The sequence below is a fragment of the Neobacillus sp. BF23-41 genome, from assembly GCF_041106275.1.
Genome location: NZ_JBGBPR010000021.1, coordinates 55,552 through 73,933, shown reverse-complemented (window position 1 = coordinate 73,933; position 18,382 = coordinate 55,552). Strand labels below are relative to the sequence as shown.

Annotated in this window: 23 protein-coding genes and 1 pseudogene; 3 read left to right on the top strand and 21 right to left on the bottom strand. The window is 35.9% G+C overall.

What is annotated here, in order from left to right; all coding sequences use genetic code 11:
• Positions 1 to 58 precede the first annotated feature (58 nt).
• The 16 genes and pseudogenes from AB7942_RS23585 to AB7942_RS23510 form a co-directional block, all read right to left on the bottom strand.
• Positions 59 to 700, bottom strand: a complete 642-nt coding sequence (locus AB7942_RS23585; RefSeq protein WP_369448763.1) for a copper homeostasis protein CutC — start codon at positions 698 to 700, stop codon at positions 59 to 61.
• A 188-nt stretch (positions 701 to 888) separates the two neighbouring features.
• Entirely contained in the window at positions 889 to 1,740 is an 852-nt protein-coding gene (locus AB7942_RS23580; protein WP_369448762.1) for a DegV family protein, read from the bottom strand.
• A 208-nt stretch (positions 1,741 to 1,948) separates the two neighbouring features.
• Positions 1,949 to 2,767 (bottom strand): SPL family radical SAM protein, encoded by an 819-nt coding sequence (locus tag AB7942_RS23575; RefSeq protein WP_369448761.1) that lies wholly within the window; start codon positions 2,765 to 2,767, stop codon positions 1,949 to 1,951.
• A gap of 158 nt (positions 2,768 to 2,925) precedes the next feature.
• On the bottom strand, positions 2,926 to 3,546 hold the full coding sequence (locus tag AB7942_RS23570) for a bifunctional transcriptional activator/DNA repair enzyme AdaA (RefSeq protein ID WP_369448760.1): 621 nt from the start codon (positions 3,544 to 3,546) through the stop codon (positions 2,926 to 2,928).
• Positions 3,547 to 3,634: 88 nt separating this feature from the next.
• The gene (locus AB7942_RS23565; protein ID WP_369448759.1) at positions 3,635 to 4,348 is read right to left on the bottom strand and encodes a 2OG-Fe(II) oxygenase; all 714 of its coding nucleotides are present in this window, start codon (positions 4,346 to 4,348) and stop codon (positions 3,635 to 3,637) included.
• Between the two features lie 71 nt (positions 4,349 to 4,419).
• Positions 4,420 to 4,713, bottom strand: a complete 294-nt coding sequence (locus AB7942_RS23560; RefSeq protein ID WP_369448774.1) for a hypothetical protein — start codon at positions 4,711 to 4,713, stop codon at positions 4,420 to 4,422.
• 48 nt (positions 4,714 to 4,761) lie between these two features.
• Positions 4,762 to 4,923, bottom strand: a complete 162-nt coding sequence (locus AB7942_RS23555) for a hypothetical protein (protein WP_369448758.1) — start codon at positions 4,921 to 4,923, stop codon at positions 4,762 to 4,764.
• Positions 4,924 to 5,162: 239 nt separating this feature from the next.
• Positions 5,163 to 5,312 carry a 50S ribosomal protein L33 gene (rpmG, locus tag AB7942_RS23550; RefSeq protein WP_088090954.1) on the bottom strand — a complete coding sequence of 50 codons (150 nt, stop codon included), beginning with the start codon at positions 5,310 to 5,312 and terminating at the stop codon, positions 5,163 to 5,165.
• Between the two features lie 26 nt (positions 5,313 to 5,338).
• The gene (locus AB7942_RS23545; protein ID WP_369448757.1) at positions 5,339 to 6,523 is read right to left on the bottom strand and encodes a GTP-binding protein; all 1,185 of its coding nucleotides are present in this window, start codon (positions 6,521 to 6,523) and stop codon (positions 5,339 to 5,341) included.
• A gap of 147 nt (positions 6,524 to 6,670) precedes the next feature.
• Positions 6,671 to 7,675, bottom strand: coding sequence for a CobW family GTP-binding protein (locus tag AB7942_RS23540; protein ID WP_369448756.1), 1,005 nt, complete (start codon positions 7,673 to 7,675; stop codon positions 6,671 to 6,673).
• Positions 7,676 to 8,320: 645 nt separating this feature from the next.
• Positions 8,321 to 8,671: a DUF1980 domain-containing protein gene (locus AB7942_RS23535; RefSeq protein WP_369448755.1), complete on the bottom strand. Its 351-nt coding sequence runs from the start codon at positions 8,669 to 8,671 to the stop codon at positions 8,321 to 8,323.
• A gap of 3 nt (positions 8,672 to 8,674) precedes the next feature.
• Entirely contained in the window at positions 8,675 to 9,688 is a 1,014-nt protein-coding gene (locus AB7942_RS23530; protein ID WP_369448754.1) for a permease, read from the bottom strand.
• A gap of 165 nt (positions 9,689 to 9,853) precedes the next feature.
• Positions 9,854 to 10,162 (bottom strand): annotated as a pseudogene (locus AB7942_RS23525) (thermonuclease family protein); the annotation flags it as partial.
• Positions 10,163 to 10,174: 12 nt separating this feature from the next.
• Entirely contained in the window at positions 10,175 to 10,474 is a 300-nt protein-coding gene (locus AB7942_RS23520) for a thermonuclease family protein (RefSeq protein WP_369448753.1), read from the bottom strand.
• 308 nt (positions 10,475 to 10,782) lie between these two features.
• Positions 10,783 to 11,010 carry a helix-hairpin-helix domain-containing protein gene (locus AB7942_RS23515; protein ID WP_369448752.1) on the bottom strand — a complete coding sequence of 76 codons (228 nt, stop codon included), beginning with the start codon at positions 11,008 to 11,010 and terminating at the stop codon, positions 10,783 to 10,785.
• A 136-nt stretch (positions 11,011 to 11,146) separates the two neighbouring features.
• Positions 11,147 to 11,320 carry a hypothetical protein gene (locus tag AB7942_RS23510; RefSeq protein ID WP_335400066.1) on the bottom strand — a complete coding sequence of 58 codons (174 nt, stop codon included), beginning with the start codon at positions 11,318 to 11,320 and terminating at the stop codon, positions 11,147 to 11,149.
• A 177-nt stretch (positions 11,321 to 11,497) separates the two neighbouring features.
• On the opposite strand from AB7942_RS23510, the gene AB7942_RS23505 reads away from it, so the two are divergent.
• Positions 11,498 to 11,869, top strand: a complete 372-nt coding sequence (locus AB7942_RS23505) for a VOC family protein (protein WP_369448751.1) — start codon at positions 11,498 to 11,500, stop codon at positions 11,867 to 11,869.
• Between the two features lie 89 nt (positions 11,870 to 11,958).
• Positions 11,959 to 12,357: a nuclear transport factor 2 family protein gene (locus AB7942_RS23500; protein WP_369448750.1), complete on the top strand. Its 399-nt coding sequence runs from the start codon at positions 11,959 to 11,961 to the stop codon at positions 12,355 to 12,357.
• Positions 12,358 to 12,625: 268 nt separating this feature from the next.
• On the opposite strand, the gene AB7942_RS23495 is transcribed toward AB7942_RS23500, so the two are convergent.
• From AB7942_RS23495 to spxA, 3 genes are all read right to left on the bottom strand, one after another.
• Positions 12,626 to 12,961, bottom strand: a complete 336-nt coding sequence (locus tag AB7942_RS23495) for an IDEAL domain-containing protein (RefSeq protein WP_369448749.1) — start codon at positions 12,959 to 12,961, stop codon at positions 12,626 to 12,628.
• Positions 12,962 to 13,279: 318 nt separating this feature from the next.
• Positions 13,280 to 13,414, bottom strand: a complete 135-nt coding sequence (locus tag AB7942_RS23490) for a BA3454 family stress response protein (RefSeq protein ID WP_335440104.1) — start codon at positions 13,412 to 13,414, stop codon at positions 13,280 to 13,282.
• Positions 13,415 to 13,509: 95 nt separating this feature from the next.
• Entirely contained in the window at positions 13,510 to 13,905 is a 396-nt protein-coding gene (gene spxA / locus AB7942_RS23485) for a transcriptional regulator SpxA (protein ID WP_088087263.1), read from the bottom strand.
• Positions 13,906 to 14,707: 802 nt separating this feature from the next.
• Here spxA and hpaB point away from each other — a divergent pair.
• Entirely contained in the window at positions 14,708 to 16,150 is a 1,443-nt protein-coding gene (gene hpaB / locus AB7942_RS23480) for a 4-hydroxyphenylacetate 3-monooxygenase, oxygenase component (RefSeq protein WP_369448748.1), read from the top strand.
• Between the two features lie 382 nt (positions 16,151 to 16,532).
• Here the strand turns inward: hpaB and AB7942_RS23475 are convergent, their stop codons facing one another.
• The gene (locus tag AB7942_RS23475; protein ID WP_369448747.1) at positions 16,533 to 17,144 is read right to left on the bottom strand and encodes an FMN-binding negative transcriptional regulator; all 612 of its coding nucleotides are present in this window, start codon (positions 17,142 to 17,144) and stop codon (positions 16,533 to 16,535) included.
• Positions 17,145 to 17,338: 194 nt separating this feature from the next.
• Positions 17,339 to 18,241 (bottom strand): DMT family transporter, encoded by a 903-nt coding sequence (locus tag AB7942_RS23470; RefSeq protein WP_369448746.1) that lies wholly within the window; start codon positions 18,239 to 18,241, stop codon positions 17,339 to 17,341.
• Positions 18,242 to 18,382 lie beyond the last annotated feature (141 nt).

The window sequence follows — 18,382 nt, the reverse complement described above, 5'->3', positions numbered from 1 at the left end:
TTGCTCCTTAAAGTGTCACATACCCTATAGGGCCTAGAGAATTTAAGATGCCAGCAACTTAACTAAGCTCACCCACTATTTTTGTCCCGTGAACTTCTCTTATATTTAAAGTACTTGCGATATAATTTAGGTTCTTGTCGGTAATTCCCCCACCAGGCAGAATAATAATTTGGTCAGCCGCAAAATCCACATATTCCCTCAACCGGATAAGGTTGTTTTCGATTGATTTAGAACTTGGTCCACCGTGTGTTAAAATCCGATTCACACGATGTTTTACAAGCCAATCAATAGCCTCAAACTGATATTCATGTTTTATCTGATCAAACGCCATGTGAAAAGTGACATCTAGCCCTTTCGCAGTTTCTAGCAGGTAGAGCATGGCATCCTCATCAATCCACCCTGAATCATTTAGGCAGCCAATGACCACTCCATCTGTCCCTAACTGTTTGAAATGGACAATATCATTTTGCATAATCTCTATTTCTTCTTTATTATAAATAAAGTTTCCACCTCTGGGCCTAACCATGGTCATTACCTTTGTATTTTTGATATGACAAAATGGAATGGTTTTTGCAGCTACCCCGTGACTAACGGTAGTGCCTCCTACAGATAGGTTGTCGCAAAGCTCAATGTGATGTACCCCCTTTGCAATAGCCACAGGAACAAATGTAAAATTCTCGACACAAACTTCTTTTAGCATAAACACCCACCTTGCAGAGTACTACTCAGTTATGAGAACTGTGGTACACGACGGCACCTTTAGGACCGTATTTATTAAGTTCTTTAATTTATATATATATAATAGGAAGAAAAATAAAACAATACAGGTCCTAAAAAATTTCAGCTAAGGTTGTTGCTAATCCCATATAAGTACTGGTTTTGACCGTACTATACTTCTAAGCCTGCAATTCCGATACCACCAGGTCCAGCATGTGTAGATATCATTCCGCCTGCTTGAATCCATTTTACATTTTTGAAACCTGTTTCTTTAGCAATTTCATCCATCCCCTGCTTGATCTTTTCATCAAGTCCGACAGAGTAAAGAAGGTATAGTTGTTCTTTTTCAATGTCGTATTGACCTAAATAATCTCGAATGAGTTTTTCCGAAACAATTTCCATTTTCCCACGATATTTTTTTGTTGAAACAAGATTTCCATCAATTAGTTCAATACGCGGCTTGATTTTTAACAAAGCCCCACCGAGATAAGCTAGATTACTGACTCGTCCTCCTGCTCTTAAAAATTCTAAACTTCCGGGAACGAAAGCCAGTCTTGATTTAGGAACCTTTGATTCAATCTTCTCTACTAATTGGGCAGGGTCAATTGAAGGTTCATTCGCTAATAAGGTAACCGCATACATTACAATCGCAGTTAATCCACCTGTTACGTTTAAAGCATCAATTAGAAAAATATCATTCAAATCTTCCGTTGCGATGATTGCATTTTGAAAGGAAGACGATGCCTTTGAAGTATAACCAATATGTATAATAATGCAATCTGGAAAATCATTTTTTATCTTCTTGAAAAATTCAAGATATTCATGGGAATTTGTCGATGTTGTAGAGGGTATTTTTTTTGTCCGCTCGTAGTAGTCATAAATATCCGTTACAGGTATCGTTCCATCTAAGTAATCCTTCCCATCGATAATCACGTGCATCGGGACCACCTGGACATTATGTTTATCAGCTAATTCTTCTGGTAAATCCGCACCACTCTCTGTCGACAAAATTATTCTTCTCATAAATATCCCCCACTTCTTACTTTTATTTTACTATGGTGTTTTTTTGCAATTGGCTTAGAAACAATTGCCGTTTTCTCTCCAGTCCTTCGAAGACATCCTTGGTATGTGTACGCAATATTGGGACCTAACGGTGTGAATGTATTTTTGCCATTTCTATTTTCATTACTTTTCTTATGATTTTTACACATGTTGTCACATCCTGTTATCTTTACGGCTCAAACCCTTTCTGGCTCACATAAACCTGATTTTCCGGAAAGATATCTATAAATCTCTTATATACTTTTTTAATAACTTGCGGTCCATACCATTCTTCTAAACCAAGTTGGGCATATTTTTTCTCGATTCCAAGTTTTCTTGTGCGTTTTCCTCCACTACCATCCCCCATAAAGTAGTCATCCATACATATCCGATCGACGAATGGCTTCAATTTCTCAGGAAAATATTCTCCACTCGGTAATATGGGTGCGATCGCCACTTGGGTCGGTATACCCGCATCCACTAATTTTTCCAATGTCTTGAAGCGTGCCTGAATAGGAGGGGCCTCTGGAGTAAAATGTTTACGTATCGTTTCTGAATCCGTTTCAATCGTCATACTTACCCGGACTTTATCTTTTAAATGCCGCAGCAAATCGATATCACGACTTACAAGTGGGCTTCTCGTCTGTACTAATAAGAAGTCAGGGGGATCTTCTACCATAACCTCTAGTAAAGAACGTGTCACTTTTTCCTTATGCTCTACGGGTTGATACGGGTCTGTACTTGATGACATAAAAATGGTTACATTCCCTTTGGCTTTGGCTCGATGAAGCTCCTTCCTTAATAAATTCGCAGCTCCGTTTTTAACATCAACCCAATTTCCCCATTCCCCTTCTCGAAAGAGGGATACAGGCATTTGACGTACATAACAGTATGAACACCCAAATGAACAGCCTGTATAAGGATTTAGTGAATGAGTATATCCAGAAAGAAAGCCTGTACCTTTATTAAGTATGGTTTTCGGGTTTTTATAGAACAATTCACTTTTCATTAAGGGACCTCCTTTCCATGCAATATACCTAAATAATCACTCATTGCTGGATGAGATCTGTCCTTCCAGATTCAAATGCAATTTCTTCACTTCTAATCCGCCACGATAGCTGGTTAATAATCGATGCTTAGAGGGTTGGTTTATTCTTTGATTCCCTTTTACATTTTCTCCATTTTACTCATTTGACGAAATTGTGCTGGTGTATGTCCGGTTTTCTTTTTAAATAATGTAATAAAATAGGACGCGTTAGGCATACCTACACATATGGCGAGATCCGCAATCGCTTTATTTGTGTGAATCAAATACTCTTTAGCAGCGTTTACTCTCACCTGTTGGATATATTCAACTGGTGTGATGCCTTTAATTTTTTTAAATGTTCGATGCAAATGATAGGGACTCCCATGAGCAATATTTGCTAATGTTTCTAAAGTTAATTTTTCTATGAAATTTTTATTAATGTATTCAGTGATAAGTGCCACCCACTCACTATCAGGCAATCTATCATTAGTAGGCTTGCAACGTTTACAAGGGCGAAAATTTGCACGGAGAGCTAGTTCTGCGTTTAAAAAAATAAGTACATTTTCTTTTTTGGGAATGCGAGATTTGCAAGATGGTTTACAGAAGATTCCTGTGGTCTTTACAGCATAGAAAAATTGATTATTGTACGAAGCATCATTGTCTATAATTGCTTGCCACTTTTCATTTGTCATCATGTCCACGTCAGTCAAAATTCCATGTTCTTCACTCTCTTGTAATTCATTATTAATACGATCTCGCATTTATCTCACCTCTCCTTACATTATACCCCCTATAAATTCAGAATTTACATTTCTAGGAATGAAATAGCAAGATATAAAAATTTAATATTTATTTTGAATCATGAAAAATGATTCCAAGACCGTATCGTTCTCCAGAAGTAACCGTACTTACTCCGTGACGAATCGTATTTTTGTAATACCCTTTTTTACCAAGAGCAGGTCTATGGTTACTAGGAAAGATTAGTGCACTGCCTTGTTCTAAAGTAATCACATGCCCCCTGCTCTGAGCACGAGGAATTTGTTCCACTAATAAGGACTCTCCACCCGTATAGTCTCTATCTCGTTGATTTAATACAAATACTACTTGAAATGGGAAAAATACATCTCCATATAAATCTTGGTGCAAACAATTAAACCCGCCTGTTTCATACTTTAAAATTAGGGGTGTCGGTCTAGTTTGTTCATATTCTTCACATGTTCTCAAAAATTCTTGAAGATGATCTGGAAACTGTTCTGGTTTCTTTAAATAACCCAACCATCGATTTGCTGTTTTGGCCAACTCTGGATAAAAGGACTCTCTTAAACTTTGGATGATCTCAGGTAATGGATAGGAAAAATATTTATACTCCCCATTCCCAAAGCGATATCTCGTCATATTGATTGTCGTTCTGTATGACTCTTCCTTACTATAAAGTTTCATGAAGAAGTCGCATTCCTCTTTTGTTAATATTGCTGGAAGCTTTGCAAACCCTTGCTCATCTAATTCGTTTTGAATTGAATCCCAATTTAAACTTTTTACACGTGTTTTTATATCTTGGACCATTTTTATCGCCTCCTATTTAGCTATCATGATAACTTACACTATAGCCTCATAAATAGAAAAAAATAAGGTGTTTAGAATGTAATAGCAAGATAACAAAGGGCACTGGTGACGGTTCCTGTGGACTTAAAAAAACAATCTTTTGAGGCATATGAGTGTATTTCTGGTATATAAAAACGTTCCTTACAACATGTAAGAAACGTTGAAAAATAAGCTTTTCTTCTTTTTACATATCTATTTAATTGTTTCACTTTCATAGGCTTTTTTTCCTTGCTTACTTTGATGATTTCACCGATAATACAGATGGCAATTTCTTCTGTTGTTTCCGAGCCCAATTCCAATCCGATTGGGGAATGGACCTGATCCAGACTGCTCTAATTCTTTAATAGTATCAACAGATTAATAAGTAACGGCTATTATCCCCAACCAATACCTTGATTGCCATATAAATTACGACCATACGTATAAACAGCATCCTCATACAAAGAAGTAACATGTGTGGCAACTGCAATAATGTCACGTACAAATACTTCAATCGTATTATTCTTTGTTAGAGATGCCCCGCCTAGTGATACCATTACTGTCGTAGCGATATCCTGACAAATTTTGATAATTTCCGCAAGTGAGAGCTCCTCTAAAATAATATGGAGCTCTTACGTTATATTTCTGTCTTATTCTTATCAATCTTCTCTGGCAACAGCTATTGTAATAACCAGGGAATACAAAGTTATTTACAATACAGAACGTCATTCGTTATTTTAATTTTTATAATCAAAAGAAATAACATCTCATAATCTCTTTGACAGATCTTGAGTAATTATTTTGTTTCTCGGTGTAACGTACGTCTTTTTAAACGCGGTGAATATTTCATCAATTCAATACGGTCTGGATTATTTCGCTTATTTTTGGTGGTAATGTAATTGCGGTCTCCTGTTTCTGTACATGCTAACGTGATTTTTACTCTCATTTTTATATCCTCCTTGTGGGTATTTATTACGCGGTAACTGTAAAGGATGGAAGCGGATCATGGAATAAATTCCAGTCCATTTTCATTTCTTCATCGGTCAATAAACATCGATCTAAAGAAGCCTCGATTTCATCGCGGTTCATATCAACCCCTATTAGAACAAGTTCTGTCAACCGATCACCAAATTCTTCATCCCAATTCTCCAATAGCTCTGGTTCTTCCATAAGGATTTGCTTTCTTTCGTGTTCAGGGTAAGACGCAAGCCATTCGCCAGCTCCCTGAAGCATAATCGAGGGTCCTGCTTGTGATAATAGACCTGTCATATCATTTCGGGTAGGCAGCCAAAAGAATCCTTTTGCTCGAACAACTTCTTCTGGCCAATCCTCTAACCATTGCATCCATCTTTCAGGATGAAATGGTCTCCTTCTACGATAGACGAAGGATGAAATGCCATATTCCTCTGTTTCTGGAGTATGCTCTTCCGTTAATTCCTTGATCCAGCCTGCCCCTTGACTTGCCTCTTCAAAATCAAATAATTTTGTATCCAATATTTCATTTAAGTCCACTTGTGAGTGAGCACTTTCAATTATTATTGCATCTGGATTCAGCTTTTGCAGGACTGCTTTTAGCTCAAGTACACTCTTTTTACCCACTAAATCGATTTTATTTAAGACCAGGACATTCGCAAATTCAATTTGGTCGATTAATAAGTCGACCACTTCACGCGTATCCGACTCATCTGTCCCCTGTTTCCGATCTAGCAGGCTTTCCCCGGAAGCAAAATCATGCCAGAAACGATTCGCATCGACAACAGTCACCATGGCATCGAGCCTGCAAAACGCCGATAAATCAATTCCTAAATTTTCATCAACGTAGGTAAACGTTTGGGCTACGGGTATCGGCTCACTAATGCCGGTTGATTCAATGACAATGTAATCAATATCCCCTATAACCGCAAGCTTCTCCACTTCTTTTATTAAATCCTCCCTCAGCGTGCAGCAAATGCAACCATTCTGCATTTCCACCAGTTTTTCTTCTGTACGTGAAAATCCTCCTTGTTTTACTAAAGACGCATCAATATTAATTTCACTCATATCATTAACAATCACAGCAACCTTTTTATCTTCCCGGTTTGCTAAAATGTGATTTAATAATGTTGTTTTTCCTGCCCCTAAATACCCACTTAATACGGTTACCGGTATTTTCTTCACTTTTACTTCTCCTTTATAAATCTGAATGATTACGATTTATGCGATAGACCTGTACATCTGATTTTAATAGTATCCCTACCCCCGCTTCCTTTGCAGGACAAGCTGTTAACAAAGAGTCGGTCTTTATTTTACTTAGTCCACACATAGTTAGGATAAGGTAAATTGGGTAGTGTAAGAGTTTTGAATAGTCGTAATATCTATATCTTTCCCAATTAAGACAATACAAGGATCTGCTTCAAGTTTTTGCGGAAAATCACCTATATGCACTTGATTAGAACTATACTGAAATGGATACAAACCCGGTTTATCTTTCAAGAATATGTATCCTTTACCACGCATAACCCCTTCTGGTAATGATTTCAGCCATTTTTTTAGTTGTCTTCTAGTTACAGAAGGAACATCTTGAATCGTTATGGTTTTAATGCTCGCATGCTGTACATGATCATGATGGTGTGCATGTTCATGATTACAAGTAGAATGACGAGGATCATCACAACTACCTGTTTGGTGTTTATGGGAAACAACGGTTGTGTCTGACCGTTTTTGTAGTAATTCGCCTATATCAACGTTTCCATAGGAAGTCTTCATTACTTGTGTATTGTTATCTAGCAACTTAATGAGTTTAGCATCTATTTTTTGTAATTGTTTTTCATTCACCAGGTCCACTTTATTTAGAACGACAGTTGTAGCTCCCTTAATTTGATTTTTAAGCAAGTCACGAACTGTTTTCGAAGTAAAAATATCTTGATTTTCTAAGTATGAACTTGCATCAATCATACTAATGACGGATTGAATATCAAAAGAGTGCACAAAAGGAGGACTAGCCATTACTTCTACGATTTCTAACGGATTCGCAACACCTGTCCCTTCAACGAATAATGCATCTATAGGTTTTTCAGTGTGTGTTTCTAAAAGTGATGTTAATGTTGCTATTAAATCGTCTTGAATTGAACAACAGATACATCCATCTAATAACTCAAATACATTCTCGTCTTTAAACAAGTAACTTTCTACATTCACACTGCCTAGCTCATTTAATAGAATGGCAGCTTTTTTTTGTTGAGATTTGCAATACTTTAATAAATGTAGCAGCAATGTTGTTTTTCCGCTTCCCAAAAATCCTGAAATTATATAAGTGGGTATTTTTTTCATCGTAATCCTCCTCGTCTACATATACTTTCAGTAAAACGTAAAGATTTTATCTTATATAACAACAGATATGCACCGATCTCCATATAATGCATAATGACGGCATTTATAAAAATTATGTTTAAAACGGCAATAAATCCAAAATTTCTAAAACAAATTGTTCCTAGAAAACTCCAACCATTTATGTAATCCGTCACTATAAACTACTAACAATCCGTGCCGCTGCCTGGCGTGCCCCAGAGATATTGCGAACAATCGTCCATTTATACATACACCTCACCTCTTTAAAATCGTAATCATTACGATTTGAACTTGAATAATTGATAATGTACCACTTTTTTATTTAATGAGCAAGTTCATTTCGTTAAAAATATTAAAAATATTTGTTCCTTGTTGCTGTATACAGTTAGCATTTAAGTATTTTGTTTTAGTGCAGCATGCACTACGTATGTTGTTTCCAGGGTGAGGACCGTCAATGGAAAGAGAATGAAATCATTTCCGGGATTAGGACAATATAAAAAGAAAACTCAGTTTAGAAATGAATGCCCATCTCTAATTATGAACAAAAAAGCTAATTCCTTGGAATCAGCTTTTTTGTTATTTAATAATGCTGTTCCTCTCTGCTCATTAGAAGAAATATTACTCATGCTATTTGAAAGGGATATGAACGGTATCAATAAAATCATTTAGGACAAGAGATAGTATGATCACAAAAATGAAAAAAGAAGATTTCATGATGATTATGAACAATGAAGAAGATGGATCACAAACATCACAATCGCAGTCCGCTCCATTTAAATCACTATTTAAAAGACGGAAAAAACCGATTATAAAAAGACTTATCATAGCAAACAACATAAAAGGAATCATCTTGGGTTCCAGTATTATCAAGATTTTTTTTGATACATATAGCTTAAAAATCACTAAACTAAAACCAATTAAAAGAATTCCCTGTAGTTCGTTGTTGAATTGCCAAATAGGAACCTGCTTTTCTTTCATTCTTTAACCTCCATTTATTAGGTGGCCAGCCAGCAATGAGAGGCCAAATACTGTTATAGTTATGACAAGAAAAAAGAGCAGTACAAAGCGAACTTTGAACGAAGATAACATAACAAATACATTCTTTAAATCCATAATTGGACCATAAACTAAAAAACCTAATATTGCACCTGGAAGAAATACATGTCCTAGAGAAGCAGCAACAAATGCATCCGCTTCTGAACAAAGTGACAGAATAAAGGCAAACGCCATCATCATAATCGTTGAGTTTACAGGTTCTTTTGCCGTTTCAATAAGCATGGATTGCTGAACATACACTTGAGCAATACTTGCAAGAAATGCACCGATTATAAATACCTTACCCACGGCAAAAAATTCCTGGCAAGTATGATGCAATACCCCCTTTAACTTTGAAGCCCCTCTGTTTTGATTTAATGGCCTCTGCAGAGTCAAATCATCCGTATTAAATTTCAGAATATTTGTTTTGTTAAAACTAACATAAATTACTGTTCCTGCAATAAGAGCTGTCATTACACACAAAATAAATCGCCCGTAAAAAATTTCAGGCTGCCGTTGAAAGGCATAAAACGTGGAACCGAATACCACAAAATTCAAAATGGGTGCACCAATCAGAAGTACGGTACCGGCATGCACTGGCATACCCTTTTGAATCAACCTTCTGACCACCGGGATGATTGCGCATTCACACACAGGAAGGATGGCAGCTCCAATTAACGCAGTAATCATTGCCGGAATAGGCCTTTTGGGGATAAATTTCTGTATGATTTCTTCGGTTATAAATATTTGAATAACCGATGCCATTAATGCACCAATAACTATAAAAGGAAGTGCTTCAAGTAAAATGCCAAGAAAAACAACAAATACAGTCCTCCATTCACCCTGAAAAATGACACGTATGATTTGAAGGGATTCATCATTTCCAAAGAAAAAAAGATACACAATAAACAAAAATAGACCGTATAGGAATATGTCCTTTATAGGAGATGAAATTGTCATATATAGCTCCTTTAAACCGAAATAATTACGATTTAATTTTATGCTTGTCTACTTTGGTACATTCCTTTTTTCATTTTTGAGGGCATTTTTTATCGAAACATCAAAAAACGCCTTCAAATTTGATTTTGAAGGCGTTTTTTGCATTTTTGGTGAAATTTTCTATTTTCACGGGTACATAAAGGCACACCCATTAAATCCCCATTTGGTCACAAAATTTGGACTGCCCCAGATGTTTAATTTGCTCCTTTTGGCCAGACTCTCATCTTCCCTGTATAGACTGAGATACTTATAGGGAGGATTCATAATATAACCGACTCGTGCAAATCCTTCCTTTAGCAGCGTTTCTTGAACCGATTTGCCATCGACATAAACATAGGCTACTAGGCGTCCGTAGGAGTCCCTGGTGTTCTCCAGCTCCAACTCCATGGTCACTGTGCCGCTTTTTACTAATTCGTCATTCCTTAAGTAAGCTTCCTTTGCATAAGGCTAGACACACATTTTCGGCTTTTTCGATTCCGGTGTATCAATTAACAGATAACGAACCGTTTCGATTTTCCCCTGTACTCTTACCTTTATTGTATCGCCATCAATGGTATCCACTAATGTGACGGGTACTTGTCCATTTGGTGTGACTGAATCTACCACTTTAAGAGAGGTACTAACTGGAATCTCATCCTGCTGAAGGCTGAAACTTGGTTTTATTCCTTCCTTCTGAAAGGGCGAAGGATGGAAAGCTAGAACTGTTGTAGCTGCTACTAATGCGACTCCTGTTATTCTTTTTCGCAAGAAATCCCCACCTTTTTTAGGCTTCCACGTCTACCAACTAACCATATTGCTTGTAATTCCAAACCTCAGTAGGTTTTAAGTTTCGAATTCCTCTTTTTTGGGGATCACATGGGCTGATTGATCTTTCATCGTCTATATATTGGATTGAAGAAAAAATAGACAGGGTTTGGAAAAATAATTTTCAAATTTGATGGTCATGGGAACAGGACGTAAGGACTTCGATTAAAAGTTTAATTGGGTTTCCATTTCACAAAGAACCAAAATAGATTCAAATATAAACAAGCTCTGGACTCTTTAGGAAACAGAGTTCAGAGCTTGTTTAATTTTCCAGCAAAAGATAATTGTTTTCCTTTAAGTGCTTCATTCAGTATTCGCACCGCTTTCGGTCCAACACCATGTAACTTCAGTATTTCTGACTCAGTAACCTTGGTCAATTGATCAAGTTTATAGTAGCCAGCATTGATAAGAGCTCTTGTAGCAGGTTTACCAATATTGGGGAAATCATTTTCTAGTGGCACATTATTGAAATTGTCCATATATTCTCCTATCATTATTGAAGAATTTAATCTTTATTTTTTACTTCGTTTCCAGTAATATATTAAACTAAACCTTTAAATAAAGAACTAAGGTATCGATTTTCACCCATCCAATACAATTCCTTAAATAATCATATTAATGATGTTCCAGAAATTTAATGGCTGACCGAATAGACCGAATAAGACTTGGTCCGATTAATTCTGCTATATCCAAGAAGATATCAAGGAATTCCCACCAAATGGATTCCTTTCCTTCTTCTTTTCTTTTGTCTCTTCGGGCTTTTCTTCTCTCTTTAAATGTATTCACCATACTCCTCTCCCATCTCGTATCTATAGTTTTAAAATTATTAAAGTATATTTTTGCAATTTTTATTTTTTGTTTGACATATGAAATAAACCCATGTCTAATTTAATTATATGGTAAATGTTGAGAATTTCAAAGCACTCATTTATAGTAAAAATAGATAAGTTAAAAGGAGGAGTATATATGAACCTGGGAGCTTTTTCAGTGAGTTTAAACGTTAAAGACATTCATCTATCTAAGTCATTCTACGAAAAACTGGGATTTCAAGCTTTTGGTGGTGACATTAGTCAAAATTGGCTTATTCTGAAGAATGAAAATTGCATCATTGGGCTATTCCAAGGAATGTTTGAAAAGAACATTCTGACCTTTAATCCAGGGTGGAATGAAAATGCCGAAAATCTTGAATCGTTTACGGACATTCGAGACATTCAAAAACAACTTAAGGCTGAAGGAATAAAAATGCTGACTGAAGCAACTGAAACAACAGAGGGACCAGCACATTTTATCATGGAAGATCCAGACGGGAATCAAATTCTTGTCGATCAGCATCGATGAAAAAAGAGAAATAACGGCTGAAGAGTTTTAGTACCTTAAACTTCTATTATTTCTAACAGTATAATTCTTCAAAGGAAAGGATGATTGAAATGAGTACGGATCAGCAGTCTACATCGAACCCCTCACTCAAAGAGAAAGCTGTGTCTTTTCTACAGCTCGTAGCATCAGGGAAAGTTCGTGAAGCATACCAGACATACATAAGTCCTGACTTTCGTCATCACAACCCCTATTTCCGTGGCGATGCAGAATCACTCATGCTTGCGATGGAAGAGAACTCAACTATGAACCCTCATAAAATACTTGAGGTCAAACTTGCTCTTCAAGAGAGAGAGATGGTTTCGGTTTACTCTCATGTGAAACAAAATCCAGAGGATCTTGGAGGAGCTGTTGTACATATCTTCAGTTTCCAAGATAACCAAATCGTTGAATTGTGGGATATAGGACAACCCATACCAGAGGATTCCCTTAATGAAAACGGCATGTTCTAACTTAGTTAAATGGATGTGCTGCTAAAACACTTTATCTTTTTTGTTACTTGTTTGTTCCGAAATTTAATCTGACAAATTAGGAGATTACGTGGATTCGTTTTTCATGAAAACAGGTAACACCTTTAATCAAATACTTATTAAAAAAGGTGCATGAATCCGTTTCTGGATTCATGCACCTTTTTGTTGAACTATTTGGACTAACCCTTTCCAATAAACATTGGATATTCCTTTTATCAAAATTCAACCAAACGGAATTAAATGTGTAGTTTTAAAGTACTCCATTAACTAGCTGCTTCATCGCGTTTAATTCCGCAGAAAGCGCCAAAAACCATTCCTTATCCCCTGTTGATAATGCCAAGTCTAGGAGAAATTCAATTTGTGACTTGTTGGTTACATTCGAAACAGGCAGTTTTTTCACCCGTTTACTTAAAAAAGGAATTGTTTTGCCAATCGCTTGATTATTGTCACTTGTAACAACCGTTACCTTCACTATTCCTTCTATACTTGACAGTGAATCAATATAACCAATGATTAATTCGCCCTCCAGTGATTCTACCTTAATCCAATCACCTGTTTTTAAAACCGTATTATTATTGGAGAACATAGTTTTTTTCACCTTCTTAATTTTATTGCGTTTAATCCTAAGATATGCCCGCATTAATTAATCTGTAATTTTTTTTATTACATTTTACTCAAAGAAGTCTAAAGTCATATACCGGTCACTCCCGCTTATTAACAAGGTCAACAACCTCTTTGATTGTTGATTGTATACTCCTTTAAATATTCTACCAGATGTTCTTCTACTCCGAAGAAAATGCTAGAGAGATCTCTTTTAAAATTAATAACGTACTGGACTACTAAGCATTACAGATTGACTAGTCAAGAATTTAGCTTTTCTAAGTCCGTGGATATGCCGATTTATTTAAATCTCCCATTGTTTTTTGACTTGTTCTTCTGCGATCCGTTTAATTTTTTCCCATGTCATATCTTTTTCCGCTATGACATTGGTATGGTAATTCCGATTTTTATAATTTACTGTCACGAAAACTTCAATCATCCGTTATTCCTCCTTTTAAAAACATATATAAATTAAATATATTTTGGCTTTAGTTTTAAGTTTAATACTAAGGATTTTGCCCTTATTATTTCATTTTAATTGGCCTCTTTTTGCAATTCGGTGTACAAATAATTTCGTATCCTACGGGGCAAAAAACTACGAATTTCGTCCTCGTTATATCCAACCTGTAATCTTTTTTCGTCGAGGATGATTGGCCGGCGCACCATTTTAGGATGCTCCATTATTAATTTATACAATTCATTAAGCGGAAGAGTTTCAATATTTACGTTTAATTCTTGGAACGCCTTCGAATTAGTTGAAATAATTTCGCTCGTCCCCTCTTCCGTCATGCGAAGAATCGATTTAATCTCATCGACTGTAAAGGGCTGAGATAAGATGTTTCTTTCCATATACTCAATTCGATGCTCTTCAAGCCAAGCTTTAGCTTTTCGGCAAGAACCACAACTCGGTGTGGTATAAACAGTCACCATACTTTTACACACTCCTTCGTGTATTTTGGCAAGTATTTTTAAATGTAATAAAAAATCTTACAGTTACCATACTGTAAATTTAATCGATACAGTTCATTTTGTCAATTGTAAAGTTTTGGATTGATTATCAAATGTATATGGAAGTTATTTTGACAAAGCTATCATTATACCATCTTCGGTTTTAGTTTTTCATCAATATTTATTGAATGTTTGCCGAAGGAAGAAGACGATTTAGTAGCAGGATAACCTTCATCTACCCTAATATATATATTGTGAAAAGTAAACCAACTGATAAGATTGCAATAATTTCAATCAATCGAGGTACAACTTTTTTCACTTCATCCAAAGAAATCAACCCCATATTGAAAATCTCTTAATGATACTTTATTCAACATTTTCAAGGGTATGTCCTTGGTATATTTGAAATTATTTATTGAACTAATCTTCCTGATTAGGAAAAGGCGATACTGAATCGCAGTCATATCTTCATATATTCCCTTGATTCTGTCTATGTAATCTCCCTTAACTTTAACCAGGCAAGATGCAGCTACCATCGGATTTCTGGTGGTCGGTTATCCAACCCTTTATCACGTAAATATTTATGCCAAGATTGCATTGTTGGATGAAAGTCACCTTGATAGGAAAGTGAAGGTAGCTAATTGAAATTTTCATTTATAATGGCATTTTCCCCAATTTAAAACAAGGCTCTTCCAACGGGAACAAGCATCCATGTTATCCAATAAAATGATATTAGCTTAGCTAGTACGATTTTATGGATCTTTAACCAAGGGAGTAGGTAAATTTGGGAATCATTAATGGAAAAAATTTTATTGATCGTTTAAATAAGTTGGAAAATGAGATTTGGTTTGATGGTGAAAAAATTAAGGGAAAAATTTCTGAGCATCCTGCCTTTAAAGGGATTCTTAAGGCAAAAGCTTCCCTTTATGATTTACAAAATAATCCCGTTCTAAAAGATGAGATGACTTTCTTTTTACCTGATAAAGAAGAACCTATTGGACTTTCATATTTGCAGCCCAAATCGAAAGAGGATTTGAAGAGAAGAAGAAAAATGATCGAAAATTGGGCAATACACACTCATGGAATGATGGGAAGAAGTCCTGACTATATGAACACGGCTGTAATGAGCTTTGCCTCCTCTGCCTCACTAATAAAAGGTAGGGAAAATTGTTTTCCTGAAAATATTAGATTTCTATATAAAAGAGCGATGGAACAAGACCTCTCGTTTACACATACATTTATTACTCCCCAGGTAAATCGTTCCCAGCATTATTTGGATTTTTCTGAAAAGCCTATCTCCGCTAAGATTATTGATAGAAATGAAAAAGGAATAGTCATAAAAGGTGCCCGCCTGCTCGCTACTCAAGGCGGGTTAACTGATGAAGTATTGGTTATTTCTGCCACAAGATTATTTGATAGTGAAGAAGCGTTCGCCTTTTCTATCCCTTCTAACACGAAAGGATTAAGATTTATTTGCAGAGAATCTTTTGTGGGAGGAGAATCTTCATTTAATCATCCCCTCAGCTCAAGATATGAAGAAATGGATTCAATCGTTGTGTTTGACAATGTATTAGTTCCATGGGATAGAGTATTTTTTTACGATAATGTTGAAGCGGCTACTGACTTCATGAATCAAAGCTCTTTTTACACCTTTGCATACCATCAAGTTGTAATCAGACAAATTGTAAAAACAGAATTTATTCTTGGGGTTGTTCAACTTCTTGTCGAGACGATTAATGTTAGTGAGTTTCAACATATACAAGAAAAACTTTCCGAAATGATTATTGGTCTTGAAACAATGAAAGCACTATTAGAGAAATCAGAAAATGATTCAGAATTAGATGAATGGGGATATATGCGACCTAGTACGATACCATTACAAGTCGCTTGTAACATCTTTCCTAGAATTTATCCCCGCTTCAGTGAAATTATCCAATTAATTGGAGCTAGCGGAATGGTTTCCTTACCTACGGAGAGGGACTTTGATTCAGATATTAGAGAAGACCTGAACCAATACCTTCAAGCGGCAAACAAGACAGCTCATGATCGGGTTAAAATTTTCCGATTGGCATGGGATCTTACGATGAGTTCATTTGGTACAAGACAAACCCAATATGAGAGATACTTTTTTGGTGACCCCATTCGATTATCAAGTGCTTTATATAAGAACTATCCTAAAGATAAACATGTTGAAGAAATTCGCAAATTTTTAGATCTAAAAAATTAAGAGTGCCTGGTCTAATTGTCATAATACAGTATCCACCAGTTATAAATTTACAACTTTTTCCATACCTAACAAGAAACAGGCGTTTCTACAATTGTGGAAACATCCTGTTTCAGAGAAACTTCATCTCATTATTATTTGGAAGTTTTTATCAGATAATTTTAATAATGGTGGTAGTACGGGTAGTGGTGTGGGTGAGGATAGCCAAAACCAAGTCCTGGATAAAAACCAAATCCTGAACCTGGTCCACCTAAGCCAAGACCTGGAGAGAAACCAAAACCTGAGCCTGGTCCTCCTAAACCAATACCTGGATAAAAACCTGGTCCTAATCCTGGTCCAAAATCCTTATTGAATCATCACTCCCGTTATGAAGTAATATTCAACGTTATTTTTTTAGGTTTGCTATCATTAATAATGAAATCTGTTGCTCATCTGTACTTGAAATCTGTTCCAATTGATTAACAATTAACCCTTGTCGCTGCGATGAATGGTTTTGACTTAACTTTGCTTTCCCTTCTATTTTGTTGATTTTTATTTTGAATCCTTGAACTCCCTTGTTCATACCAGAGAGAAACTCAGCATCTACATCTTGCAAACTGTATGAACTGTCAGGAGCTTCGTACTTCATTACCATATCATTTAAGGAGTTCATTAACTCATGTTCATCCTCTAATAGTTCGACTTCTCCGTAAACATGAATAGTTAAATAATTCCATGTTGGTACTGCTTTATTCGTCTCATACCAAGATGGTGAGATATAACAATGAGGACCATGAAAAATAGCTAAGACGGTTTGATTTTTGATATCTTTCCACTGAGGATTAGGACGAGCAAAATGGCCATATAAGTATGAATTATCCTTGTTCAAAATTAACGGTAAATGAGTCGCAAATGGCAACCCATTATGTTGAGAAAAAAGAGTCGCAAAACTATGTTCCTTCATAATGTCGAAGGCAAGTGTATCGTCTTTAATTTTAAAATGTGTAGGAATATACATGATTTTTCTCCTCTCAGAATCTTTTCTTATTATTAAATTTATTATTTCTCTAAAAGATAACCGTTTTTTAACCACGATCTTGTTTATCAATGAAAACTTCTTCATCTACTACAATTCGGTCATTCCATAAGCTATGCAATAAGATTTATTCCTTTTTATATTTAATTTTTTAGTAATGTCAATTGAACTTGAAGTTAGTTTTTCACTGATACAGAACCTTTTTTTGATACGGGAGCATTTTTACCTAATATTACTGAAAAAACAACAATCACTGCTATTACAAGAGTGAAAGGTGTGATGGATTCATCTAGAAATACTGTTGCAAATAGAATCATCAAAAATGGTTGTAAGTATTGAATCTGACTAACTCTTGCTATTCCGCCCATGGCCATTCCGCTATACCATGCAACATATGCTAGAAACTGACTAACCACTGCGAGATAAATAAAACTAACCCAAGCTTGTAAAGGTGCATGGAGCATTTCAGTTGTAAGGTTTAGCCCAACTGGAATAATGAAAAATGGAGCACCGATCATAATTGCCCAAGCAATCACTTGCCAACTACCTAATTCTTTCGCTAATCTCCCACCTTCTGCGTAACTAAGTCCAAGTATAATTACTGCTGTTAGTAAAGCTAAATCGGCAAATTGTAATTGACCGAATCCAAGATGAAGTGCATACATAATAACAGCTAAAGAGCCGATTATACTTGAAATCCAGAATTTGAGAGAAGGGATTTCACCTGCTCTAAACATAGCAAATCCTACTGTTGCTAATGGTAACAGGGCTAATTCCACAGCTCCATGAGAAACAGGCAAGGACTCCATTGCCCAAGAAGTGAGGAGAGGAAATCCTAAAACTGCACCAACAGCAACAATAAGTAGACTTTTGAATTGGCGAGGAGAAGGTAGTTTTTCTTTTCGAACAATCAATATCACAGCTACTAAAATAGCAGCAACAACTGTTCTTCCTAAACCGACGATCGTAGTCCCAAAATACTCTACTGCAATACTTGTAGAAGGGAGCGTTAAGCTAAAACAAATGACACCTACTAATCCCAACAATAATCCAAATTTCTCCCTGGTTTCTCTCTGCATCTTATCCTACCTACCTTCGTATTATATCTGTATCATTTTCTGTTTTTCTTAAAAAACAGTTCTGATATAATTAAAATAATAATAGGTACACACACTAAAAATAAACCACTTTTTTACCCTTCTGTACCGGTACAGTTGAAG